Here is a 24,325-nt window from a genome sequence, read left to right as displayed (position 1 = left end):
TGAGCGATGAAACTGAGCGATCTGGCCAAGGGGTCTTCGGTCCTGCTCGGCGTCATCGTCGCCGGATATGTGTCGACGAGCTATGTCGACCAGCGCCTCGCTCCGCCGGCCAAGACGACAAGCCAGCCGGCGCCGGGCAGCCCTGCCGCAACGGCCTGCGTCAGTGAGGACGGGAGCTGGAAGAACTGGCCGTGGCCGAACGTGCCGACGCTTTCGCCGAAGTGCCGATAATCGGACGGCCAAAACAGAATTTGCGAAAACAACCCCATGCACAGTAGCCGATGACCACGAGATCAACGGCTTGCGCGGACGGCGACGCGGTTTAGGATCCGTGGATGAGGCGCCGCCTCACGCCCCCTCGAACTGCAGCCTCGCCAGCCTGGCATAGAGCCCGTTCGCGGCGACGAGCTCGGCATGCGTGCCCTGCTCGACGATCCTGCCCTGATCCATCACCAGGATGCGGTCGCAGGACAGCACGGTGGCGAGGCGATGCGCGATCACCAGCGTGGTGCGGTGGCGCATCAGCTCTTCCAGCGCGGTCTGCACCAGCGTCTCGCTTTCGGCATCGAGCGCGGAGGTGGCTTCGTCCAGCAGCAGCAGCGGCGCATCGCGCAGGATCGCGCGCGCGATCGCGATGCGCTGGCGCTGGCCGCCGGACAGCGTCACGCCGCGCTCGCCGAGCGGGGTGTCGAAACCTTCGGGCAGGCGGCGGATGAACTCGGCAGCGTGCGCGAGCTCGGCGGCGCGCTCGACCTCGGCATCGGTCGCATCGGGCCGGCCGAAGCGGATGTTATCGCGGGCGCTCGCGGCGAACACGTTCGATTCCTGCGGCACCAGCGCGATGCGGGACCGGAAATCACGGGGATCGGCGGATTTGACCGGCACGCCGTCGAGCGAGATCGCGCCGCTGCGCGGATCGTAGAAGCGCAGCAGCAGATGAAAGATCGTGCTCTTGCCGGCGCCGGACGGGCCGACGATCGCAACCTTCTCGCCGGGGCGCACGGTGAACGACACGGCGTCGAGCACTTTGACATCGCCCCGCGCCGGATAGGCGAAGCTGACCTGGTCGAAGCCGACCTCGCCCCGCGCCGGCACCGGCAGCGCGCGCGGCGACGCGGGCGCCTTGATGTCGGGCTGCACATGCAGGATCTCGAACAAGCGCTCCGCAGCGCCGGACGCCGCCGAGACCTCGCCCCAGACTTCGCTGAGCTGACCGAGGCCGGCGGCGGCAAAGGCCGCATAGAGCACGAACTGGCCTAGCCGGCCCGGCGAGATCGCGCCGCTCAGCACGTCATGCGAACCGATCCAGAGGATCGCGACCACGCTCGCGAACACGATGAAGATGATGATGGCGGTCAGCACCGCGCGCGCCTGGGTCGAGGTGCGCGCGGCCTCATAGGCCTGCTCGACCTCGCCGCCGAAGCGCTTCGCAGCCAGCCCTTCGCTGGTATAGGCCTGCACGGTGCGGATCGCGCCGACCAGTTCGCCGGCATAGGCGGAGGCCTCGGCGAGCGTGTCCTGCGCATTGCGCGACAGACGCCGCACCCAGCGCCCGAAGGCGACCAGCGGCAGCACGATCAGGGGAATGGCCAGCAGCACGAAGCCCGACAGCTTCGGGCTGGTGATCACCATCATCGCCGCCGCGCCGAAGAACATCATCAGGTTGCGCAGCGCGATCGACACGGAGGCGCCGACGGCGGATTTGAGCTGGGTGGTGTCGGCCGTGAGGCGGGAGATCAGCTCGCCGCTGCGCGCGGAATCGAAGAACGCCGGCGAGAGCGACAGCAGATGGGCGAAGACGTCGCGCCTGAGGTCGGCGACGATCCGCTCGCCGATCGTCATCACGAGGTAGTAGCGCGCGGCACTTGCGAGCGCGAGCACGGCGACGACCGCGATCATGACCGAGAAGTAGCTGTTGATCAGCTCGATGCCTTCAGGCGTCAGGCCGAAATCGATCATCCTGCGCACCGCGACCGGCACCAGCAGCGTCGTCAGCGCAGCGATCGTCAGCGCCACGAAAGCAAGCGCCGCCCGGCCGCGATAGCGCGCGACATAGGGCGCGAGCGCCAGCAGCGGCCGCAGCTTCGCGCGGCTCTTCGCCGGCGCCTCGATCAGTTCGGCTTCGATCGATGGGGCTTCCGCGGGCCCGGTTTCAAGCCGTTCGACTGCGCTCATGAGATCCCGACCAAAAGGAAAAAGAAGAAGCCCGCTCCAGATAGGCCGGGCGAGCGGCAGTGGCAAATCCGGGATGTCCCTTAGGGGCCGGCCCGGTTCTCAAGTCCCCACAACGGCTTGTTTTACAGGGGCCCGTGGGGTATAGAGCCGCCAAATCCGTCATTCGATAGCCACTCAAGCGAGGCGCCGGGCGCCGAGGAATTGCCATGAAAGCCGAAATTCACCCGGATTATCATACGATTAAGGTCGTGATGACCGACGGAACCGAGTACCTGACCCGCTCGACCTGGGGCAAGGAAGGCGACACGCTGAACCTCGACATCGACCCGAAGTCGCATCCGGCCTGGACCGGCGGCAACGCCCAGCTGATGGATCGCGGCGGCCGCGTCTCGCGCTTCCAGAAGAAGTTTTCGGGCTTCCTCAAAAAGGATTGATCCGGCCGCAAGGCCGGAGACGAAACCGCCCCCGGAGAACCGGGGGCGTTTTTGTTTTTGGGAGGTCTCGTCATTGCGAGGAGCTCTTGCGACGAAGCAATCCAGACTCCCTCCGCGGAGGGATTTCTGGATTGCTTCGCTTCGCTCGCAATGACGGGAGGCTTACCGCTCGAACGCGGCCTTCAGCGCGTTGAGGTGCGGCACCAGCGGATTGCCGATCGCGAGGTGATCCGCCGGCGGGGTGTGGATGGTGGTGTCGAGACGGCGCACGCGGGTCTGGAGGCTCATCGAGCGGTTGATCAATTCCTGGAGCTGCAAGGGCAGCTTCTCGATGGTATCCGTGGGGCCGGGATCGGCGGCGGAGAGCTTGACCTTGGTCTTCTCGCGGTTGGCCTGGCTCAGCGTCATCTCGCCTTCCTTCACCGCACGGTGCAGCAGCAGCCACGAGGCGAGCTGCATCAGGCGGGTGGTGAGACGCATGCTCTCGGTCGCATAGGTGAGGCTGACGGCACGGTCGAGCGCCTTGGCTTCGTTGCGGCCGGCGCCGTCGAGATAGGCGGCGGTCTCTTCGACCAGGTCCATGCCCTCGCGGAACAGGACGCCGAACGCCGCAGAATTGGTGAACCGCTCGCTGAGTTGAACGAGAGCGCCGTCGGCTTGCAAACGTTCCATGGTTAACGCCCCTTACGCAACTGTCTAACTGCCCGGCTTGGCGCCGGCTTATGATGAACAAATCATTGCGCGGGCGGGACGCCGAGTCCAGCGACAAGCGCGGATATGGTTTCCGCGGGTCTTTCCTCGGAGTTCAACCGTGGCGAGACGCAAAAAGCGGAGTGGGCGCAAAAAAAGAGCCGCCGGAATACCGGCGGCTTTTAAAGTTGATAACAGGGAGGCGTCAAACAGAGTGGACAGGAGCCACTCGGTGTCCAAACGAGGACAGTTCCAGTCATAAACCCGAAAGCTTAATGTGAAGTAAACGCGCAAATTTTTTGAGAGTTCGTTAGCCATGTCGGTCAATGGCCGAGTGGCTTGCCATGGTGTTTCCTCTCGGCCGTCATTCCGGGGCGCGACGAAGTCGCGAGCCCGGAATCCATAACCACAAGCGGATGGAATGGCCCGCCTCTGTCAGCCTGCCCGTTTCAACGGCGTGTGGTTATGGATTCCGGCCTCGGCGCTACCGCGCCGCCCCGGAATGACGTGGAGGGAGTGCGACGCTGCTCGTCCGGGACACGCGAGTCCTACGACTTGAACACGCTGTTGGCCGCATCGCGCGAGGCGCGCTTCTTGGCGGCGGCTTCTTCCAGCCTTGCAATCTCGGTCTTGAGTAACCCGACGCGCTCGGTCAGTTCCTCGACCGACAACAGTGAGAGATCCTGTCCGATCTCGTGGCTGATCTTCTTGCGCGGGCGGTCGTCGTCTTCCGTCGCCATCCTCGTTCCTCCTGCGCTCGCGCGGGACCTTGTTGAGGCGGTTGCCAGCCTGCGCCGCGCTGGCTAAGCAATGGCCTCGTTGCATTCTGCACCTTTGCTCAAGGACACATCATGGACAAGCTGCCCGCGCAAATGACCGTGGTCGCCATCTCCAAGCCCGGCGGACCGGAGGTGCTGGTGCCGGAACAACGCGCCGTGCCGCAGCCCGGCCCGGACGAGATCCTGGTCAAGGTGCAGGCCGCCGGCGTCAACCGGCCCGACGTCGCGCAGCGCTCCGGCGCCTATCCGCCGCCGCCCGGCGCCAGCGATCTGCCGGGCCTCGAGATCGCCGGTGAAGTGGTCGCGGTCGGCAGCAACGCCAAGCGGCACAAGATCGGCGACAAGGTGATGTCGCTCGTCGCCGGCGGCGGTTATGCGCAGTACTGCATCGCGCAGGACGGCCATGCGATGAGCGTGCCGCCGTCGCTGTCGATCAAGGAAGCCGGTGCGCTGCCGGAAACCCTGATGACGGTCTGGCACAATGTGTTCGAGCGCGGTGGCCTGAAGGCCGGCGAGACGCTGCTGATCCATGGCGGCTCCTCGGGCATCGGCACCATGGCAATCCAGCTCGCCAAGGCATTCGGCGCGAAGGTGTTCGTCACGGTGGGATCGCAGGACAAGATCGATGCCTGCCTCAAGCTCGGGGCCGATCGCGCCATCAACTACAAGACCGAGGACTTCGTCGCCGTGGTGAAGGCGGAGACGAACAACACCGGCGTCAATCTGATCCTCGACATGGTCGCCGGCGAGTATGTCGACCGCAATTATGACGCCGCCGCGGTCGACGGCCGCATCGTGCAGATCGCAACCCTCAACGGGCCCAAGGTCAGCGTCAACATCGCCAGGGTGATGGTCAAGCGCTTGACCCATACCGGCTCGACGCTGCGCCCCCGTACTAATGCGGACAAGGCGGCAATGGTGGCCGCGATCGAGGCGAAAGTGATGCCGCTTTTGCGCGAAGGCCGCGTCAAACCGTTGATGGACAGCGCTTTCCCGCTTGAAAAGGCATCCGATGCGCACCGCCGCATGGAGACGAGCGCACATATTGGCAAAATTGTGTTGGAGGTCTAGGCCGCTGGCCCACAGGCGCAGGCGGAAACCCTTTGATTTTCCTCGCTTTCGTGGCATCTATCGCGACGCACCGAACCCATTCCGTCCGGTCTGAATCGTCTTTACGTGCCAGCCTTGCATTCAAAGTTTGCGTCGAACGCGGAGAACTGACCTTGCGTCTGATCAGGTGCCTCGCGCCCATCGCGCTGGGCCTCATGATTCTCGTCGCCGCGTCCCCGGCGCGCGCGCTCGACGCTGTCAGCGTCCGCGGTGACGCGCCCGCGATCGACCTCACCGGCGTGCTCGAGCACCAGCGCAGCGATGCCGACCGCATCCAGGTCTCCACCGCGCCCGGCACCGACGGCATCGTCCGCCGCATCGAGGTGCGCGCCCGCGAGGGCGGCCAGAACTGGGTGGTGTTCGCGCTCGCCAACAACACCGACGACCAGCTCGACCGCCTGATCGTCGCCCCGCATTACCGCATCGTGTCCTCGGGCCTGCTGTGGCCGGATCTCGGGCTGTCGCGCATCGCTACCATCACGCCCTCGACCGGCGACCGGCCGGAGCGGCAGGAGAGCCCGACCGCCGACGTGTTCCGCGTCACGCTCGACCCCGGCGCCGTCATCACCTTCGTCGCCGAGCTGCGCACCGACAAGCTGCCGCAGCTCTATCTGTGGGAACCGGAAGCCTACAAGGACAAGGTCAACTCCTTCACGCTGTACCAGGGCATCGTGATCGGCATCTCCGGGCTTCTCGCCCTCGTGCTCACCATCTTGTTCGTGGTCAAGGGAAGCATCATGTTCCCGGCGGCCGCGGCGCTGGCCTGGGCCGTGCTGGTCTATATCGGCGTCGATTTCGGCTTCTGGGGCAAGGTGCTCGACATGTCGAACAACGCCGAGCGCATCTGGCGCGCGGCAGGTGAAGCGATCCTGGCGGCAACGCTGCTGGTGTTCCTGTTCGCCTATCTCAACCTCAGTCGATGGCACGTGCGCTATTCCCATATCACAGTGGGCTGGCTCGCCTTCCTGGGCTCCCTGGTCGCGCTCGCCTTGTTCGATCCGGCCGTCGCCTCCGGCATCGCGCGCATCTCGCTGGTGCTGATCGCCTTCGCCGGCTTCGCGCTGATCGTCTACCTGTCGACCCACGGCTTCGACCGCGCCGTGCTGCTGATCCCGACCTGGTTCCTGCTGGTGGTCTGGGTGATCGCGGCCGGCATGACGGTCGCCGGTTCCGTCACCAACGATATCGTCGGCCCTGCCCTGCTCGGTGGCCTCGTGCTGATCGTGATGCTGATCGGCTTCACGGTGATGCAGCACGCCTTTGCCGGCGGCGGCGCCACGACGGGCGTCGTCTCCGACATCGAGCGGCGGGCGCTGGCGCTGGCCGGCTCCGGCGACCTGATCTGGGACTGGGACGTTTCCGCCGACAAGGTTTTCACCAGTCCCGAGACCGAGGCCCTGCTCGGCCTCAAGCGCGGCACGCTGGAAGGCCCGGCGGCCTCATGGCTCGAAGTGCTGCATCCGCTCGACCAGGACCGCTTCCGCGCCGCGCTCGACAGCGTGCTCGACCAGCGCCGCGGCCGCCTGGTGCAGGATTTCCGCCTGCGCACGCCGGACGGTCACTTCATGTGGTTCGCGCTGAAGGCGCGCCCGGTGGTCGGCTCCGACGGCGAGGTTTCGCGCGTGGTCGGCACCCTCACCGACGTCACCGAGCTGCGCAATGCCGAGGAGCGCCTGCTGCACGATTCCGTGCATGACAACCTCACCGGCCTGCCCAACCGCAAGCTGTTCATGGACCGGCTGGGTGCGGTCGCGCATTTCGCCAAGACCATGCCGACGCTGCGGCCGACGCTGATGGTGATCGACCTCGACCGCTTCAAGCAGGTCAACGATTCCGTCGGCATCGCGGTCGGCGATTCGATCCTGCTGACGCTCGCCCGCCGCCTCACCCGCATCCTGAAGCCGCAGGACACGCTGGCGCGGATGGCCGGCGACCAGTTCGGCCTGATCCTGCTGTCGGAACAGGACCCGGCCCGCATCACCGCCTTCGCCGAAACCATCCGCAAGACCATCCGCGCGCCGATCGCCTTCAACGACCGCGAGATCTTTCTCACGGCCTCGATCGGCCTGGCCTTGTCCGATCCGCAGGTTCAGCTCACGGACGAGATCATCAAGGACGCCGAGCTGGCGATGTATCATTCCAAGCGCATCGGCGGCGACCGCATCGACGTCTACAAGCCGGCGATGCGCGCGCGCAAGACCGACCGGCTGACGCTGGAGAGCGAACTGCGCCGCGCCATCGAGCGGCAGGAGCTCACGATCCTGTACCAGCCGATCGTGCGGCTGGAGGATCGCTCGATCGCCGGTTTCGAGGCGCTGTGCCGCTGGGATCATCCCAAGCTCGGGCGCATGGCACCGTCGGAATTCATCACCATCGCGGAGGAGACCGGCCTGATCGTCGACCTCGGCATGTTCGTGCTCGACCAGACCGCCAAGCAGCTCTCGATCTGGCAGCGCGCGATGCGCTCGCGCGAGCCGATCTTCGCCTCCGTCAACGTCTCCTCGCGGCAATTGCTGCGCCACGATCTGATCCACGACATCCGCACCGTGCTGTCGCGCTCCTCGGTGGCGCGCGGCACGCTCAAGCTCGAATTGACCGAATCGCTGGTGATGGAGAATCCGGAGCATGCAGCGCAGATGCTGACGCGCATCCGCGAGCTCGGCACCGGCCTGTCGCTCGACGATTTCGGCACCGGCCACTCCTCGCTGGCCTATCTCCAGCGCTTCCCGTTCGACACCATCAAGATCGACCAGTCGTTCGTGCGCACCACCAACCGCGGCACCCGTCCGGTGATCCTGAAGTCGATCATCGCGCTCGCGCACGACCTCGGCATGGACGTGGTGGCCGAAGGCGCCGAGACCGATTCCGACGCGGTCGAGCTCTACCAGATGGGCTGCGAATACGCGCAGGGCTTCGCCTTCGGCGAGCCGATGGACGCGGACGCCGCGATGCGCCTGCTGACGGAAGTGCGGCTGGAAGCAGCGAGCTAGCCTCGCTCTCTCTTCCCTTCTCCCCTTGTGGTGGCGCGAAGCGCCGGATGAGGGGGTATCGGCAAATTCAGAGGTTAGAGGCTGGCTTGCGGAGAGAGACCCCTCACGCGTCTCGCCGGTTCGCGGCGAGCCACCCTCTCCCACACGAGGAGAGGGGAAGAGCGAACCTCATCAATATCACCGCCGCCGGTCGCTCTTCCGCTTCGTGAACCGCACGCTCTGGCCGTCCGGCATCCGCATCGCCACGAAGCCCGCGGCGAGGCAGGCTTCGCGCTGCGGCATCTGGACGTCGGGGCTGCGCAGGCTGTCCCACCAGGAGGCACGATTCGCCGCGCGCGGCAGGGCCGCGCCGATGATCTCCTCGATCTGTTCATAGGTCAGCACGAATTCCGCCTGCTTCTGCCGCATCAGATAATCGCGCAAGGCGTCGTAGTCGTTCACAACCGTCCTCTCGTCCGCTCGCATGAGACTGCCTAAAACCGTGGGTCTCATAAACCGTTTCTTAACTCATTGCGGCAGCGTCGTCCCGCCTTAAACACTACTCAAGCTTTCGGGCGCATCCACTAATGTCGGGAGCAAACGATGTTGTCTGGATGGCGCGACGCCATGGCCCGGCGGCCGTGGCGGATTTCGGCGAAGCTGCTGATCATCTCGTCCGTGGTGACGGTGATCGGCTTTTCCGCCATTTGCGTCAACGTGATGCTCGACATGCGCCGCGGCGAGGAGGCGCTTGCCCGCCAGACGCTGGAGAACCTGGCGACGACCATCGATTCCGACATCAGCCGCAACATCGAGATCTATGATTTGTCCCTGAAGGCCGTCGCCAGCGGCATGCTGCTGCCGGAGCTCGCCACGGTCTCGAAGTCGATCCGCCACCTGATCCTGTTCGACCATGCGACGACGGCGAGGCATTTCGGCGCGATCCAGGTGTTCGACGCCGAGGGCAGGCTGACCGTCGATGCCTCCACGCTCGATCCCTCGCCGGAGAACCGGAGCGAGGAGGACTACTTCAAGGTCCATCGCGACAATCCCGAAGCCGGGCTCTTCATCAGCCGGCCCATGCTGTTCCGGGGGGCCTATTCGATCGTGCTGAGCCGGCGCATCGGCGACGCCGACGGCGGCTTCATGGGCGTCGTCGCCGGCTCGATCCGCTTCAGCTATTTCCACGAATTGTTCGAGCGGCTGAACCTCGATCCCAGTGACACCATCACCGTGCTCAAGCGCGACCGCACCATCATGATGCGGCGGCCGTTCGACCTCGACGTGATCGGCAAGAATCTCGCGGCGCTGCAAAGCTGGAAGGCCGACAATCTCAAGGCCGGCGGAGCCTATGAGGGCCAAGGCCCGGTGGACGCGACGCCGCGCCTCTACGTGCGCAGCACTGGCTCCGGCCCGCTGTTCGTGGTGGCGGGCAAGCCGCTGGCGGCCGTGTTCGAGCTCTGGCAGAAGGAAGCCGTTCGCATCGGTGCCGTGGTCCTGGCGCTGATCCTGTTCATGCTGGCCTCGACGCTGGTGCTCGCCCGCGAGATCGGCCGGCGCGCCGAGGCCGAGCGCAAGCTCGAGGAGATGGCGACGACGGACGCGCTCACCGGACTGAGGAACCGCCGCAAGTTCGACCAGGTCATCGACGTCGAATGGCGCCGCGCGATGCGCCAGAAGACGCCGGTCGCGCTGCTGATGATCGACGCCGATCACTTCAAGGCCTACAACGACACGTTCGGCCACCAGGCCGGCGACCAGGTGCTGGTCGGCATCGCCATCTGCATTTCCGATTCGGTGAGCCGCGCCGGCGACTGCGCGGCGCGCTATGGCGGCGAGGAATTCGCCGTGCTGCTGCCGAACATTTCGGCCACCGACGCGTTCAAGGTCGCCGAGACGATCCGCGTCAAGGTGCAGGGCTGGTCCGACGACCAGACCAGTTCGACGGTTTCCTGCGGCGTCGCCAGCTTCGTTCCCGCGAGCGGCACGGACTGGCCGATCCTGGTCGCCGCCGCCGACAAGGCGCTCTATGCGGCGAAAGCCGGCGGCCGCAACCAGTCGGTGATCGCGACCCTGCCGAAGCTGTCGCTGGTGGCGTGAGGTTCTCCGCGGACACATCCGCGGATGCATTCTGGATTGCTTCGCTTCGCTCGCAATGACGAGAGGATGTAGCGAGCACTACTCTCCCAGATACTTCTTCATCTCCGCGATCAGCCCCTCGCGCAGCTCCGGCCGCTTCAGGCCGTAGGCGATGTTGGCGCGGAGAAAGCCGGGCTTGGAGCCGCAATCATGGCGCTCGCCCTCGAATTCGACGCCATAGAATTTCTGCGACCTGGCCAGCCCGATCATGGCGTCGGTGAGCTGGATCTCGCCGCCGGCGCCGCGCTCCTGGGTCTCCAGGATCTTGAAGATTTCCGGCTGCAGGATGTAGCGGCCGGTGATCGAGAGGTTGGAGGGCGCGGTGCCCTTGGCCGGCTTCTCGACCATGCCGTCGACCTCGAACATCTTGCCGGTGCGCTTGCCGACGCCGCAGATGCCGTATTGATGGGTGAGATGGTCGGGCACCGCCTCGACCGCGATGAGGTTGGATTTCTCGCCGAGCCCGGACGCGGTCTCGATCATCTGCTTCAGGCAGCCGGGCGTGTTGAGCACGAGCTCGTCCGGCAGCACGACCGCGAACGGCTCGTCGCCGACGATGTCGCGCGCGCACCAGACCGCATGACCAAGACCGAGCGGCGCCTGCTGGCGGGTGAAGCTGACGGCGCCGGCCTCCGGCTGGTTCTGCGCCAGGATCTCCTGCTCGGTCTTCTTGCCGCGTGCGGCGAGTGTGGCGTCGAGCTCGTACATCTTGTCGAAATGATCTTCGATGACGTTCTTGTTGCGGCCGGTGACGAAGATGAAATGCTCGATGCCGGCCTCCTTCGCCTCGTCATAGACGTACTGGATCAGCGGCTTGTCGACGATGGTCAGCATTTCTTTCGGCATCGCCTTGGTGGCGGGCAGGACGCGGGTGCCGAGGCCGGCGACAGGGAACACGGCTTTGCGAATTTTCATGGGATCGATCGAATACCTGAGGAAGGGAGCAATGGCATCTTGCTAGCTTGTTTGCAGCCGCTAACAAAGGCGGATGTGGGGCCTCGTCCTTGCGAAGTTGAGAAAAAGCCCGTCACCAAAATTTCACCTTTGTTAAGCTATTGGCAACCGTAACCGGGCCTCCTGAAGGCGGATTTTCAGGTCGACGGGTTGGACATGATGCAATCGATGGCAGGGCTGGCAAAACGTGCTGGATTTGTGACCAGCGGAGCGATGATCGCGGCCGCGTTGCTGCTGCCGGCTTGCGCTCAGGCACAGGCGCAGAACGGCCTGTCGAACCTGTTCGGCGGGATTTTCTCCGGCTCGAACCCTGCTCCCGCGCAAGCTCCGCCGGGCGGCGCTCAACCCTGGAGCGGCGAGGACGGCGCTTCCGGCCATCCGCTGATGACGGCCGCCGCGATCCGCGAGGCTGCCGGCAATTTCAACAATTGCGTCGCTGCGATGTGGCCCGATGCCGCACGGCGCGGCATCACGCAGGAGAATTTCCAGCGCTTCACCGCAGGGCTCGCCCCCGACCTGCGCATCATGGACCTGATGGATTCACAGCCGGAGTTCACCAAGTCGATCTGGGACTATCTCGACATCCTCGTGAACGACAACCGCCTCGCCAAGGGCCGCGAGGTGCTCGCCAAGTACAAGGCGCAGTTCGACGCCACCGAAAAGGCCACCGGCGTCGACCGCTATATCGTCGCCTCGATCTGGGGCATCGAATCCAACTACTCGACGCAGATGGGCGACCGCAGCGTGCTGCAATCGACGGCGACGCTCGCCTGCATCGGCCGCCGCCAGGCTTACTTCAAGGACGAATTCCTCTCCGCGCTGGAGATCGTCAATCGCGGCGATCTACGCCCTGAACAGATGCGCGGCTCCTGGGCCGGCGCCTTCGGCCCGACCCAGTTCATGCCGACCGCGTTCAAGCGTTTTGCCGTCGACGGCGACGGCGATGGACGGCGCGACGTCGTCGACAATCCCTCCGACCTGATCGCATCGACCGCCAACAATCTGAAGAAGGACGGCTGGCAGTCCGGTCAGACCTGGGGCTATGAGGTCGTGGTGCCGCAGGGCTTCAACTACATGCTGGCCGACCGCGCCAAGGCGATGACGCTCGCGCAATGGGAGAAGCTCGGGCTCAAGCGTCCGGCGGGCCAGCCGTTCACGCACCCGGCGGAGAAAGCCTATCTGCTGGCGCCCGCCGGCGCGCAGGGGCCGGGCTTCCTGATGCTGCAGAACTTCCGCGTCATCATGAAGTACAATCCGGCCGAGGCCTATGCGCTGGCGATCGGGCATTTCGCCGACCGCCTGCGCGGGGGGCAGCCCTTCGTGCAGCCATGGCCGCGCCAGGAGCGGGAGCTGGCACGCACCGAGCGGCTGGAACTCCAGCAACTGCTGGCCCAGCGCGGCTTCTACAAGGGCACCCCGGACGGCCAGTTCGGCGGCCAGACCCGGGAGGCCCTGCGCAACTTCCAGGCCTCGATCGGGGTCCCCGCGGACGGTTTTGCCTCCTCCGACGTGCTGGACCGGCTGCGCGGGCGGTAAAATCGCGCCGAAAGTAACCCTGAACGGGGATTTTGGCCGGCAGCCTTGACGGGGACGACTGTTCCCCGGTGTATCAACGAGAATCTGAAAGAGAATCTGCCCGTTTGGCGCCTGATTCCGTTATTATATCGAGCTGCTTCCAATCCCCATTGCGCGTGCCCGAGATCGCATGTCGAAGAAGTCCCTTTTCAAGGCGCTGACCGAGACCGGCCCGCTGATCGCGCTGGGGACGGCGCTTGCGATTCTGGTGTCGGTCGCGGGACCGGCCTCGGCGCAGTTCTTCAACTTCCCCGGCTTCGGCGGCCCGCCGCAGCGCTCTGCCCCGCCGCCACGAAACGGCGGAGGTGGCGGTGGCTGGTTCGGCGGCGACTTCTTCGCGCCGTTCCAGCAGCAACAGCCGCAAGCCCCGCGCCAGGACTTTTCGCGCGCGCCGGCGCCGGCCAAGCGCGACACCATCCCCGACAAGAACGTGCTCGTGATCGGCGACGCCATGGCCGACTGGCTCGCCTACGGACTCGAAGACGCCTACACCGAACAGCCCGACATGGGCGTGATCCGCAAGCACAGGACCACCTCAGGCCTGATCAAGTACCAGCCGAAGGGCGAGCCCTCGGACTGGACAGCTGCGGCCAAGGGCATTCTCGAAACCGAGAAGCCCGATGTCATCGTCGTCATGCTCGGCCTCAACGACCGCATCGCGATCCGCGAGGCTGCGCCCGACAAAACGGACAAGGCCTCGGACAAGGACAAGAAGAACGACAAGGGCGCACGCGCCAAGCCGCAAGGCAAGCCAGGGGACAAGCCCGGCGATGCCAAGCCCGACACCGCCGCCAAGCCGGACGACAAGCCGGCCGACACCGACCTGCCGCAGGACGATGCCGACAACGCCGACGCGCCTGCGACCGCGCCGGAGAAGACCGCGCGCAACCCGAACGGTCTCTACGAATTCCGCGACGAGCGCTGGGTCGAGCTCTACGGCAAGAAGATCGAGGAGCTCGCCAACGTTCTCAAGGCCAGGGGCGTGCCGGTGCTCTGGGTCGGCCTGCCCGCGATCCGCGGTCCCAAGGGCACGGCGGACATGCTGTTCCTGGATTCGCTCTATCGCGAAGGCGCGGCCAAGGCCGGCATCACCTATGTCGACGTCTGGGACGGTTTTGTCGACGAGGCCGGCCGCTTCCTGCAGAAGGGGCCGGACTTCGAAGGCCAGATCCGTCAGCTCCGCAGCTATGACGGCGTCTATTTCACCAAGCCCGGCGCGCGCAAGCTCGCCCATTATGTCGAGCGCGAGATCACGCGCCTGCTCGCGGGACGGTCCGGCCCGATCGCGCTGCCGAGCGAACCGGGTACGCCCGACACCAGCGCCGAGCCCGGCAAGCCGGCGCCGCGGCCGCTGGCCGGCCCGATCGTGCCGCTGGTTGCGGCCTCGATCTCGACCGATCAATTGCTGGGCGGACCGGGCTCGCGTCCCGCCGCCGTCGATGCGCTCGCCGCAAGGACGATGGTGAAGGGCGAGCCGCTGGCCCCGCCCGCTGGCCGCGCCGACGATTATGCCTGGCCGCGCCGCGAAGTCGGCCGCGAGCAGGCCAAGGGCGATACGCCGATGGCCGTGACGACGCCCGACGGCGGCACGCCGGGTGCGGCCGCAGCGATCGCGCCGCCAAAGCTCGCGCCGAAGAAGCCGCCGGTGCCGCAGCAGCCGGCGCAGGCGGCGCCATCGATGCGTGATTTCTTCGGCTTCGGCTCCCCGCCGCCCCCGCCGCCCCCGCCGCGTCAACTGGCGCCGGGGCCGCGCAATCCCAATCCGAACCCCGCGATCCCGCGTCCACCGGGCAATGTCGGACGATCGGCGGAAGTGCTCAGGTAATTGTTCCGAACGCGCCGCAACGCTGCTGCGCAGAGTCGGGACCCGGCATATGCGGCATTCCCAAAAAGAATGGGCCCCGGTTCAGCAATGCGGCGTTTCCGGACGATGCTACGCATCGCCCAGGCCGCCCTGCGTCCGGGGCCCTTTGGTTATCGAGCGTCGGCTTAGCCGTAGTAGCGCCAGCGCGGCGGCGGGCGGCGGGCGGGCCGCGACATCAGCAGCGCGAGTGCGAACCCGATGCCACCGGCGATGAGCAACGAGCCAAGCGGGTTGTCCTGCACCTTCTGGCTAATTGCCTGCGTGCCGTCGCGGAAAGTCTCGCCGCTGTTCTCGTAGGCGTCCTTGGCGTAGCCGGCCGCCGTTTCGCCGGCGTCGCGTACGGCGTCCTTGGCCTGGCCGTAGAGATTCTGCACGGTGCCGGCGGCTTCGCGCGCCTTGCCCGACGCCTGTGTCTGCGCATCGCCGGCCAGATCTCCGACAGCGCCTTCCGCGCGTCCAGCGAATTCCTTGGCCGATCCGACGATCCGATCTTTATCCATGATGCTCCTCCTCCGGGGTCAGCCCAAGTAACCGATCAGGAGCAGCACAGTTCCAAGTCTTTGCGAAAGTGTAATGCGGGTGAGTGTCTAGCCGGATGAGCTACAGGATGAGCCCGCCATCGACGACCAGTGTCTGGCCGATGATGTAGGACGACAGCGGCGACGCCAGGAACAGGGCCGCGCCCGCCATGTCGGCCGGCGTGCCCAATCGCCGCAGCGGAATGCGCGCCAGCGCGCCTTCGAGCCGCTTGGGATTGTCGGTCGTCACCTTCGTCATCTTGGTGTCGACGAGGCCGGGCGCGATGCCGTTGACGCGGATGCCGTCCTCGGCCCAGGCCTCGCCCAGCGTCCGCGTCAATCCGACCGCGCCGGTCTTCGAGGCGTTGTAGGCGGGATTGCCCATGGTGGAATGATAGGCCGCGGTCGAAGACACCATGATCAGCGATCCCCGCGCATCCCGCAGCATGGAATGAAATCGCGTGGCGCAGGCCATCAGGCTCATCAGATTGACCTCGACGACCTTGCGGAAGCCATCCATCTCGAATTCGCCGCGGCGATAGAGCACCGCGCCCTGCGCGAGCACGAGGACATCCAGCTTGTCGAAGGACGGCTTGAACGCCTCGATCGCGCCGGCATTGGCGACGTCGAGCTGCGCGTAGGAAAGACCGGTGAGATCGGAGCCTTCCTCGGCTGAATATTCCGTTGCGTGAGCGCGTGTGCCGCAGACCGCAACGGCTGCGCCCCTGACACGAAAGGCTTGCGCGATGCCGTTGCCGATGCCGCTGGAACCGCCGACGACCAGCACCTGCCTGCCCGAGAAATCCAGCTCGTTCGTCATCGCGGCCTCCCTTTTGTTCTGCGCGCCTTTTGTCTCGCTTGTTTGACCTGTCTGCGGATCGATGCCAGCCTTGTCAATCATAACAAGAACAAGCACGCCGCGAGGAAACAGCATGTCCGATTTCAAGGAGCTCAGCCGATCCGTAAAGGGCCTGACCGTTCTCGTCACCGGCGCGGCCAGCGGCATGGGACGCGCGACCGCGCGCGTGTTCGCAAGCGAAGGCGCCAGCGTCGCCGTCACCGATCATGACGAGCAAGGCGCATATGCTGTCGCCAAGGAGATCTCGGCAACCGGCGGAGCAGCGAAGGCGTGGAAGCTCGACGTTGCCGACGCCGGCGAGATCAAGCGCGTGGTCGGCGACGTCGCCGCGCATTTCGGCGGTCTCGACGTCGTCGTCAACAATGCCGGCATCTCCGTGCGCGTCGCGATCGACGACGAGGCCTACGAGGATGCCTGGGCCAGGGGCATCGCGGTGATGCTGACGGCGCATCCACGCATCATCCGCGCCGCTCTGCCGCATCTGCGCCGATCGAAGTGCGCGCGGATCGTCAACATCGCCTCGACCGAGGCGCTCGGCGCCACCGCGTTGCACAGCCCCTATTCCGCGGCGAAGGGCGGCGTCGCAAGCCTTACCCGCTCGCTCGCGGTCGAGCTCGGCCGCGAGGGCATCACCGTGAACTGCATCTGCCCGGGGCCGATCCGCACCGCCATCACCGACCGCATCTCGGAGGAGCACAAGACCATCTACGCCAAGCGCCGCACTGCACTCGGCCGCTACGGCGATCCCGAGGAGGTCGCGCATATGACGCTGAGCCTGTGCCTGCCGGCGGCGTCCTTCCTCACCGGCGCGGTGATCCCGGTTGACGGCGGCCTGATGGCGCGCAACGCGTGAGAGCCATGCGCACCGAGCGTTGACATCGCCGGCCGCCGGAGTAGCTTTTTCCTCAACAGAGCGGGACCAACCGCTCGCGGTCCGCGGGAGACAACGTCATGACGATCGCCATCCGGCAGCTTCAGAAACATTTTGTCGGCGAGGTTTCGGGCCTCGACTTGCGAAAGCCTCTCACCGAGGCCGAGGCCCGCGAAGTCGAGGCCGCCATGGACAAATATGCGGTGCTGGTGTTCCACGACCAGGACATCACCGACGAACAGCAGATGGCCTTCGCGCTGAATTTCGGCCAGCGCGAGGACGCACGCGGCGGCACGGTCACGAAGGAAAAGGACTACCGGCTCCAGTCGGGCCTCAACGACGTCTCCAATCTCGGCAAGGACGGCAAGCCACTGGCGAAGGACAGCCGGGCGCATCTGTTCAACCTCGGCAACTGCCTGTGGCATTCCGACAGCTCGTTCCGCCCGATCCCGGCAAAATTCTCGCTGCTGTCGGCGCGCGTGGTGAACCCGAAGGGCGGCAACACCGAATTCGCCGACATGCGTGCCGCCTATGACGCGCTCGACGACGAGACCAAGACGGAGATCGAGGACCTCGTCTGCGAGCATTCGCTGATGTATTCGCGGGGCTCGCTCGGCTTCACCGAGTATACCGACGACGAGAAGGAGATGTTCAAGCCGGTGCTGCAACGTCTCGTGCGCACCCATCCGGTTCATCGCCGCAAGTCGCTGTATCTGTCATCGCATGCCGGCAAGATCGTCAGCATGAGCGTGCCGGAGGGCCGCCTTTTGCTGTGCGACCTCAACGAGCACGCGACGCAAGGCGAGTTCGTCTACGTGCATAAATGGAAGCTGCATGATCTCGTGATGTGGGACAACCGCCAGACCATGCACCGCGTCCGCCGCTACGATCAGTCCCAGCCCCGTGACATGCGCCGCGCGACGGTGGCCGGGACGGAGCCGACGGTGCAGCAGCAGGCGGCGGAGTAGAGGCGGCATTCACCGGCGAAGGCCGAGACAACAGCGGAGGATACCGACAACGAGAGCGGACCGCCTCAACAAACTCCGTCATTGCGAGCGAAGCGAAGCAATCCAGACTGTCATCGCTGAAGGATTCTGGATTGCTTCGTCGCTTCGCTCCTCGCAATGACGGCCGTGAGATCGTCACTAGCCACAGAGCTACGCGTGCCCTGCCTCGTTCGAGAGCATGCCGGGATCGATGCCGATCTTGCGCAGCGCGCGGCCGTATTTTTCATCGACGTCGTCGCCGAAGATCAGATCCGAATCCGCATCGCAATGCAGCCAGCCATTGCTCTGGATTTCGGTCTCGAGCTGGCCCGGCGCCCAGCCGGCATAGCCGAGCGCGAGGATGGCGTGCTTGGGGCCGGAGCCGTTGGCGATCGCCCTCAGGATGTCGACGGTGGCCGTGAGGCAGACGCCGTCGTCGATCCGGAGCGTCGCGTTCTCGATGTAGAAATCGCTGGAGTGCAGCACGAAGCCGCGGCCGGTATCGACCGGACCGCCCCGCAGCACCTTCATGCTCTCGGCATTCTCCGGCAGCTTGATGTGCTCGCCCTTCCTGATGATGCCGAGTTGCTGCAACAGCTCGGGGAAGTCGATGCTGCCGGCCGGGTGGTTCACGATGATGCCCATGGCGCCTTCGGCGGAGTGGGCGCAGAGGTAGATCACCGAGCGCTCGAAGCGCTCGTCGCCCATCACGGGCATCGCGATCAGCAACCGTCCATCGAGGTAACCCGCCGTACTCGGGAGCGCGGGGGCCGGCTTGCGGGTGCTTTCGCCCGTCCTCTTGCCTGTGGGAGCCATCGGTGAAGCACTCCGGTTTCAATTCCTATCCTGATGTCGGGCCGGGCGGCTGTCAAATCAAGGCTTGCCGGGACTTGATTGAAGTGCATCCATCACAAGCAATTCAATGGCTTGCCTCGGGACGCCCCTGTAAAGACGTGCCATGCTGACAAGAGTTCCCCTGCGTGCGGCGGTTGGCGTCGTGACAACCCTGCTTGCGTCGTCGCTGGCCATCGCAGCCCGTGCCGACGACTCCTCGCCGTGGCAGCGCGACGGACATTCCGCGGTGCGGTTGCTCGCAGGATCGCGCAGCGGCGCGGTCCTGCTCGGCGGTATCGCGTTCCAGATCCAGCCGGGGTGGAAAACCTACTGGCGCATGCCCGGCGATTCCGGCGTCCCGCCACGGTTCGACTTCTCGAAATCAGACAATGTCGAAGCGGTGACCGTGATGTGGCCGGCGCCGCAGAAGTTCGACGACGGCGCAGGCGGCCATTCGATCGGCTATCACGACCAGATCGTGCTGCCCTTGCGCATCGTCGCCAAGGCCGCCGACAAGCCGGTGACGCTGCGCGCCGAGATCAATTACGCGGTGTGCGAGAAGCTCTGCATTCCTGTCGAGGCCAGCGCCGAGCTTGGTTTCAACAACGTCGCCTCGACCGAGGACGCCAATCTGCGTGCAGCGCTCGACACCGTGCCGAAACCCGCGAATGTCGGCGATCCCAATCCGCTCACCATCCGCGACATCAGGCGCGACGGACCCAAGAACGTGGTGGTCGACGTGGTCGTGCCTGACAGCCGCGGCGTCAATTTGTACGTGGAAGGCCCGACGCCGGATTGGTCGCTGCCGATTCCCGCGCCGGTCGAGCCCAGCCCGCCCGGCGTGAAGCGTTTCTCGTTCGAGCTCGACGGGCTGCCGCCGGGCGCCAAGCCCGACGGCGCGGCGCTGAAATTCACGCTGGTCGGGCCGGAGAAATCGTACGAATTCAATATGAATCTGGAGTAGTTGTCGTCCCGGCCTAGCGCGAGGGGTATTGCCCCGCCCAACAGAATCTTAACGAATGGTTGCTAATTCCAAAGGCTGCTGCGGCAAGCCTGCCGCGGCATGCGCGTGCGCCCCGGGGACTGTTCGAATTGGCCGTGATGGATGCAGACCCCGCAACGACCGGACCGGCCGGGCTGATCGCGCGGCTGCGGGCCAAGCTCACGGGCGGCTCGAGCGAGGCGTCGCTGACGCGGCGTCTGGCCGGCACCATCTTCATCATCCGCGTCATCAGCGCGGGCCTGGCGTATTTCTCGCAGGTCCTGCTCGCGCGCTGGATGGGCACGTCCGACTACGGCGTCTATGTCTATGTCTGGACCTGGGTGCTGCTGCTCGGCAGCATGATGGACTTCGGCATCTCCGCTTCCGCGCAAAAAATCATCCCGGAGTATCGTACCGGCGGCGAGCATGCGCTGCTGCGCGGCTTTCTCTCCGGCAGCCGCTGGCTGACCTTCGCTGTCTCCGCGCTGGTGTCGCTTGGCCTCGCCGGCATCGTCAAATTGCTGTCGCCCTGGATCAATCCGGCCGAGGTGCTGCCGCTCTATATCGGCTGCATGACGCTGCCCGCCTTCGTCGTCGCCAACACCCAGGACGGCATCGCGCGCTCGCATGACTGGATGCAGCTCGGCCTGATGCCGCAATTCATCATCCGCCAGGCCCTGATCATCGGCATCACGGCGAGCGCCTTCCTGCTCGGCTATCATCTGGGCGCGGTCGCCGCGATGGCCGCGAGCGCCGGCGCGGTGTGGATCGCCATGACCGGACAGATGGTCGTGCTGAACCGCAGGCTCGCCGATCACATCGAGCAGGGCCCCAAGGCCTACGACATCCGCGGCTGGCTCGCCGTTTCGCTGCCGATCCTGCTGGTCGAGAGCTTCTACCTGCTGCTGTCCTACACCGACGTGCTGGTGCTGCAGCAGTTCCGCCCCTCCGACGAGGTTGGCGTCTATTTCGCGGTGGTGAAGACGCTGGCGCTGGTGTCGTTCATCCACTACGCGATGTCGGCGACGACCGCGCACCGCTTTGCCGAATACAATGCGCTCGGCGACAAGGCCCGCCTGTCCGCCTATGTCGCGCACGCCATCAACTGGACGTTCTGGCCGTCGCTGGCGGCGACGATCGTTTTGCTCGCGCTCGGCAAGCCACTGCTCTGGCTGTTCGGGCCGCAATTCACCGTCGGCTACGACATCATGTTCGTCGCCGCGATTGGCCTCGTGGTCCGCTCCGCGATCGGGCCGGTGGAACGTCTGCTCAACATGCTCGGCCAGCAGAAGATCTGCGCGCTGGCCTATGCGCTGGCCTTCGTGATGAACCTGGTGCTCTGCATCGCGCTGGTGCCCCGCTACGGCGGCCACGGCGCCGCGGCCGCGACCTCGATCTCGCTTTGCTTCGAGACGGTGCTGCTGTTCTGGATCGTGCGGCAGCGGCTCGGCCTGCACGTGCTGGCGTTCGGAAAATAGGTCCAGCGTACTGCTCTTTCGGCGCTTGCCCTGGGGAACAACGGTTTCGCGCCATGCCGATGAACGCGGCGAAACTCCTGCCTGTTCACGGGCGGCAGCACGATTCTTCTTATTGCACCCAAGCAGTTGCGCCACAGGGAAAGTTCATTCTACGTCGTATTGCCCAATCGACGAGATAAACCTAAGATTCAAAAGGCATGATTGATCCGCTCTATGTCGCCTCCGGTTTTGGCGTCGGCCTGCTTGTCGGGATGACCGGCGTGGGTGGCGGCTCGTTGATGACGCCGCTGCTGATCCTGCTGTTCGGCGTCCATCCCTCCACCGCCGTCGGGACCGACCTGCTCTATGCCGCCGCCACCAAGACCGGCGGCAGCGTCGTGCATGGCTGGTCGCGCAGCGTGCACTGGCCGGCGGTGCTGCGGCTTGCCTGCGGCAGCATTCCGGCGAGCGCACTGACCCTGCTCGTGCTGTGGAAGCTCGACCTCAAAAGCGATTCCGAGCGCAATCTCGTCAACCTCGTGCTGTGCTTCGCACTGCTGCTGACTGCGACCTCGCTGATCTTCCGCAGGTCGATCATGGAGCGCTGTCGCCGGCGCCTCGAGCAGGTCGATGACCGCACCACCGCGATCGCGACCGTCATCACCGGCATCGTGCTCGGCGTGCTGGTCTCGATTTCATCCGTCGGCGCCGGCGCGGTCGGCGTCACCGTGCTGCTGCTGCTCTACCCGCGCCTGCCGATGGCGACCATCGTGGGCTCCGACATCGCCCATGCGGTGCCGCTGACGCTGGTCGCCGGCATCGGACATTGGGCCCTTGGCGATGTCGATTGGGCTCTCATGGGCGTGCTGCTGCTGGGCTCGCTGCCCGGCATCATCGTCGGCAGCTTCAGCGCGACACGTGTGCCGGAAACGGTACTGCGCATCGCCCTTGCCTGCGTGCTCGCCGTGGTCGCAGGCAAGATCATCTTCGCGGAGCTGAACCTGTCATCGGCGTTCGTGACGGCGCTGGCCTGGAGCCATTGAACGAAAAACGGCGGGAGCATCGCGCTCCCGCCGTTTTCGTAACCCGATCCGAAAGCCCTACTCCGCGGTCCAGCCGCCGTCGATCGAGAGGTTGGTGCCGGTGATCTGCGCGGCGTCATCGCTGCACAGGAACAGGGCGAGTGCTGCGACCTGCTCGGAGGTGACGAACTCCTTGGTCGGCTGCGCGTCGAGCAGCACGTCGTTGATGACCTGCTCGCGGGTCAGATTGCGCGCCTTCATCGTGTCGGGGATCTGCTTCTCCACCAGCGGCGTCCAGACATAGCCGGGGCTGATGCAGTTGCAGGTGATCTTGTTGGTCGCGACCTCCAGAGCCACGGTCTTGGTGAGACCGGCGATGCCGTGCTTGGCCGACACGTAGGCCGACTTGAAGGGCGAGGCGACCAGCGAATGCGCCGACGCCGTGTTGATGATGCGGCCCCAGCCCTTCTTCTTCATGCCGGGGACGGCAGCGCGAATGGCATGGAAGGCCGAAGACAGGTTGATCGCAATGATCTGGTCCCACTTTTCCGGCGGGAATTCCTCGATCGGCGAAACGAACTGGATGCCCGCATTGTTGACGAGGATGTCGACCGAGCCGAAGCTCTTCTCGCCGAGGGCAATCATCCCGGCGATTTCCGCCGGCTTGGTCATGTCGGCAGGAGAATAGACCGCCTTCACGCCGAAATCGGACTCGATCTTGGCGCGCTCCTTCTCGATGTCCTCGGGCGAGCCGAACCCGTTGATGACGACGTTGGCGCCGGCGCCGGCGAAGCCCCGCGCATAGGCGAGCCCGATGCCGCTGGTCGACCCGGTCACGACGGCATTCTTGCCTGACAGACTACCCATATTATTCGCTCCTTTTTGGCGGGGGCGCGGTGACGTCCCCCGTGAGATCGTAGGTCACCATGGTCTCGCCGGACTGCGGCCGCTCGAGCCAATCCTTGTGGCGCATCGACAGATGCACGTCGCGCACGCCGGCCTCCCAATGCTCGACCATGGCGACATGCGAGAAGTCGTAATCCTTGGACGATGATTCGTAGTTCTTGCTGCGATAGATCAGATGCACCACGGTGACGGTGCTTTCGCGCGAGATCTTGGCGAGGAATTCGACGGACGGGTCGTTCTTCAGATAATCCGGCAATTTGCCGATCAGGTCGCGCACCGCCCTGCGGGCGTTGTGCACCTGCTTGTTCTTGTCGGTGTTCATCCGCGTGCGGCTGGAGAAGCGGATGTCCTTCTCGCGCTCGGTGGCCTCGAGCAGTGAATTCGGCAGATCGCCGCGCGCGCTGAACAGATCGACCTGGAAGATCAGCATGTCGCGATCGACCTCGGCATCGAGCACGTAATCGAGCGGGGTATTGGAGGCGATGCCGCCGTCCCAATAATGCTCGCCGTCGATCACGACGGACGGAAAGCCCGGCGGCAACGCGCCCGAGGCCATGATGTGCTCGGGGCCGATCTTCTTGCCGAGCTTCCTGAACTCGTAATTGTCGAAATATTTGAAGTTGCCCGAGGTGACGCCGACCGCGCCGACCGACAGGCGCGTTTTCAGATCGTTGATGCGATCGAAATCGACCAGCCGCTCCAGCGTCTTCTTCAGCGGCGCAGTGTCGTAATAGCTTTCGGCCTGCGGGCTCCCGGGTGGCCACATCGGCGCGGGCGGAACGCGCGGCGTGAAGAAGCCGGGCACGCCGAAGGTCGCGATCAGCGCCGCGCTGGTCGAATTGAACAGTTCACGGCTATGGTCGCTCTTGCCGATCGGTTTCCACGGCACCGGCGCGGAAACCATCTCCCAGAATTCCTTTAGCCGCTTGACGCGGGTCGGGCCCTCGTTGCCGGCAATGATCGCGGCGTTGACGGCGCCGATCGAGATGCCGGCCACCCACTCGGGCTCGAAATCGAAATGGCACAGCGACTGATAGGCGCCGGCCTGATAGGAGCCGAGCGCGCCGCCGCCCTGGAGAACCAGGACGCGTTGCGCATTCGCGGGGACTGTTGCGACTTCCGGGCTATGATCGATCATGCTGGAACAATAGCAGATGGCGAGCGACCGTGGCGACAGATCGCCGCGGCGTCAATGCATCCG

General features: G+C 65.4%; 22 protein-coding genes. 12 read left to right on the top strand and 10 right to left on the bottom strand.

The annotated features are described in order from the left end of the window. The first annotated feature begins 6 nt into the window (after positions 1-6). Complete coding sequence (locus NR187_RS02735; RefSeq protein WP_211382126.1) at positions 7-231, top strand: hypothetical protein; 225 nt, start codon at positions 7-9, stop codon at positions 229-231. A gap of 117 nt (positions 232-348) precedes the next feature. Here the strand turns inward: NR187_RS02735 and NR187_RS02730 are convergent, their stop codons facing one another. Beyond that, positions 349-2,175: an ABC transporter ATP-binding protein/permease gene (locus NR187_RS02730; protein ID WP_211382125.1), complete on the bottom strand. Its 1,827-nt coding sequence runs from the start codon at positions 2,173-2,175 to the stop codon at positions 349-351. Between the two features lie 206 nt (positions 2,176-2,381). Between NR187_RS02730 and rpmE the strand changes: the two genes are divergently transcribed. Further along, entirely contained in the window at positions 2,382-2,609 is a 228-nt protein-coding gene (rpmE, locus tag NR187_RS02725) for a 50S ribosomal protein L31 (protein ID WP_027530154.1), read from the top strand. A 162-nt stretch (positions 2,610-2,771) separates the two neighbouring features. On the opposite strand, the gene NR187_RS02720 is transcribed toward rpmE, so the two are convergent. Continuing rightward, positions 2,772-3,281: a DUF1465 family protein gene (locus tag NR187_RS02720; protein ID WP_211382124.1), complete on the bottom strand. Its 510-nt coding sequence runs from the start codon at positions 3,279-3,281 to the stop codon at positions 2,772-2,774. Positions 3,282-3,847: 566 nt separating this feature from the next. Next, positions 3,848-4,039: a DUF1192 domain-containing protein gene (locus NR187_RS02715; RefSeq protein WP_211382123.1), complete on the bottom strand. Its 192-nt coding sequence runs from the start codon at positions 4,037-4,039 to the stop codon at positions 3,848-3,850. Between the two features lie 111 nt (positions 4,040-4,150). Between NR187_RS02715 and NR187_RS02710 the strand changes: the two genes are divergently transcribed. Next, positions 4,151-5,149, top strand: a complete 999-nt coding sequence (locus NR187_RS02710; protein ID WP_256805662.1) for an NAD(P)H-quinone oxidoreductase — start codon at positions 4,151-4,153, stop codon at positions 5,147-5,149. Between the two features lie 152 nt (positions 5,150-5,301). Continuing rightward, positions 5,302-8,178 (top strand): EAL domain-containing protein, encoded by a 2,877-nt coding sequence (locus tag NR187_RS02705; protein ID WP_211382121.1) that lies wholly within the window; start codon positions 5,302-5,304, stop codon positions 8,176-8,178. Between the two features lie 177 nt (positions 8,179-8,355). On the opposite strand, the gene NR187_RS02700 is transcribed toward NR187_RS02705, so the two are convergent. Then, positions 8,356-8,619, bottom strand: coding sequence for a hypothetical protein (locus NR187_RS02700; RefSeq protein WP_256805661.1), 264 nt, complete (start codon positions 8,617-8,619; stop codon positions 8,356-8,358). A gap of 141 nt (positions 8,620-8,760) precedes the next feature. Between NR187_RS02700 and NR187_RS02695 the strand changes: the two genes are divergently transcribed. Then, entirely contained in the window at positions 8,761-10,257 is a 1,497-nt protein-coding gene (locus tag NR187_RS02695) for a diguanylate cyclase (RefSeq protein ID WP_211382119.1), read from the top strand. 78 nt (positions 10,258-10,335) lie between these two features. Here the strand turns inward: NR187_RS02695 and NR187_RS02690 are convergent, their stop codons facing one another. Continuing rightward, complete coding sequence (locus NR187_RS02690) at positions 10,336-11,211, bottom strand: UTP--glucose-1-phosphate uridylyltransferase (RefSeq protein WP_256805659.1); 876 nt, start codon at positions 11,209-11,211, stop codon at positions 10,336-10,338. A 195-nt stretch (positions 11,212-11,406) separates the two neighbouring features. Here NR187_RS02690 and NR187_RS02685 point away from each other — a divergent pair, with 195 nt between their 5' ends. Continuing rightward, positions 11,407-12,786, top strand: coding sequence for a lytic murein transglycosylase (locus tag NR187_RS02685; RefSeq protein WP_256805658.1), 1,380 nt, complete (start codon positions 11,407-11,409; stop codon positions 12,784-12,786). A 169-nt stretch (positions 12,787-12,955) separates the two neighbouring features. After that, positions 12,956-14,650, top strand: a complete 1,695-nt coding sequence (locus NR187_RS02680; RefSeq protein WP_256805657.1) for an SGNH family hydrolase — start codon at positions 12,956-12,958, stop codon at positions 14,648-14,650. A 164-nt stretch (positions 14,651-14,814) separates the two neighbouring features. Here NR187_RS02680 and NR187_RS02675 read toward each other — a convergent pair whose 3' ends face one another. Together NR187_RS02675 and NR187_RS02670 are read right to left on the bottom strand one after the other, a co-directional pair. Next, positions 14,815-15,189: a CsbD family protein gene (locus NR187_RS02675; RefSeq protein WP_211382115.1), complete on the bottom strand. Its 375-nt coding sequence runs from the start codon at positions 15,187-15,189 to the stop codon at positions 14,815-14,817. Between the two features lie 100 nt (positions 15,190-15,289). After that, positions 15,290-16,027 carry an SDR family NAD(P)-dependent oxidoreductase gene (locus NR187_RS02670; RefSeq protein ID WP_256805656.1) on the bottom strand — a complete coding sequence of 246 codons (738 nt, stop codon included), beginning with the start codon at positions 16,025-16,027 and terminating at the stop codon, positions 15,290-15,292. 112 nt (positions 16,028-16,139) lie between these two features. Here NR187_RS02670 and NR187_RS02665 point away from each other — a divergent pair, with 112 nt between their 5' ends. Beyond that, positions 16,140-16,919, top strand: coding sequence for an SDR family NAD(P)-dependent oxidoreductase (locus NR187_RS02665; RefSeq protein WP_211382112.1), 780 nt, complete (start codon positions 16,140-16,142; stop codon positions 16,917-16,919). A gap of 98 nt (positions 16,920-17,017) precedes the next feature. Further along, positions 17,018-17,905 carry a TauD/TfdA family dioxygenase gene (locus tag NR187_RS02660; protein WP_256805655.1) on the top strand — a complete coding sequence of 296 codons (888 nt, stop codon included), beginning with the start codon at positions 17,018-17,020 and terminating at the stop codon, positions 17,903-17,905. 189 nt (positions 17,906-18,094) lie between these two features. Here NR187_RS02660 and NR187_RS02655 read toward each other — a convergent pair whose 3' ends face one another. After that, positions 18,095-18,739, bottom strand: a complete 645-nt coding sequence (locus tag NR187_RS02655) for a YqgE/AlgH family protein (RefSeq protein WP_256805654.1) — start codon at positions 18,737-18,739, stop codon at positions 18,095-18,097. Positions 18,740-18,881: 142 nt separating this feature from the next. Between NR187_RS02655 and NR187_RS02650 the strand changes: the two genes are divergently transcribed. The 3 genes from NR187_RS02650 to NR187_RS02640 all read left to right on the top strand — a co-directional run bounded on the left by NR187_RS02650 (position 18,882) and on the right by NR187_RS02640 (position 22,239). Continuing rightward, positions 18,882-19,721, top strand: a complete 840-nt coding sequence (locus tag NR187_RS02650) for a protein-disulfide reductase DsbD domain-containing protein (RefSeq protein WP_211382107.1) — start codon at positions 18,882-18,884, stop codon at positions 19,719-19,721. A 128-nt stretch (positions 19,722-19,849) separates the two neighbouring features. Further along, positions 19,850-21,217 (top strand): oligosaccharide flippase family protein, encoded by a 1,368-nt coding sequence (locus NR187_RS02645; RefSeq protein WP_372702953.1) that lies wholly within the window; start codon positions 19,850-19,852, stop codon positions 21,215-21,217. A 197-nt stretch (positions 21,218-21,414) separates the two neighbouring features. Continuing rightward, on the top strand, positions 21,415-22,239 hold the full coding sequence (locus NR187_RS02640) for a sulfite exporter TauE/SafE family protein (RefSeq protein ID WP_211382105.1): 825 nt from the start codon (positions 21,415-21,417) through the stop codon (positions 22,237-22,239). Between the two features lie 57 nt (positions 22,240-22,296). Here NR187_RS02640 and NR187_RS02635 read toward each other — a convergent pair whose 3' ends face one another. After that, positions 22,297-23,085 (bottom strand): 3-hydroxybutyrate dehydrogenase, encoded by a 789-nt coding sequence (locus NR187_RS02635; RefSeq protein ID WP_211382104.1) that lies wholly within the window; start codon positions 23,083-23,085, stop codon positions 22,297-22,299. A gap of 1 nt (position 23,086) precedes the next feature. After that, positions 23,087-24,262 (bottom strand): patatin-like phospholipase family protein, encoded by a 1,176-nt coding sequence (locus tag NR187_RS02630; protein ID WP_211382103.1) that lies wholly within the window; start codon positions 24,260-24,262, stop codon positions 23,087-23,089. Between the last annotated feature and the right edge of the window lie 63 nt (positions 24,263-24,325).

The sequence above is a fragment of the Bradyrhizobium sp. Bra64 genome, assembly GCF_024519875.1.
Classification (GTDB): Bacteria; Pseudomonadota; Alphaproteobacteria; order Rhizobiales; family Xanthobacteraceae; genus Bradyrhizobium; species Bradyrhizobium japonicum_G.
The sequence above is the reverse complement of the archived record's forward strand: the minus strand, read 5'-3'. Positions and strand labels throughout refer to the sequence as shown.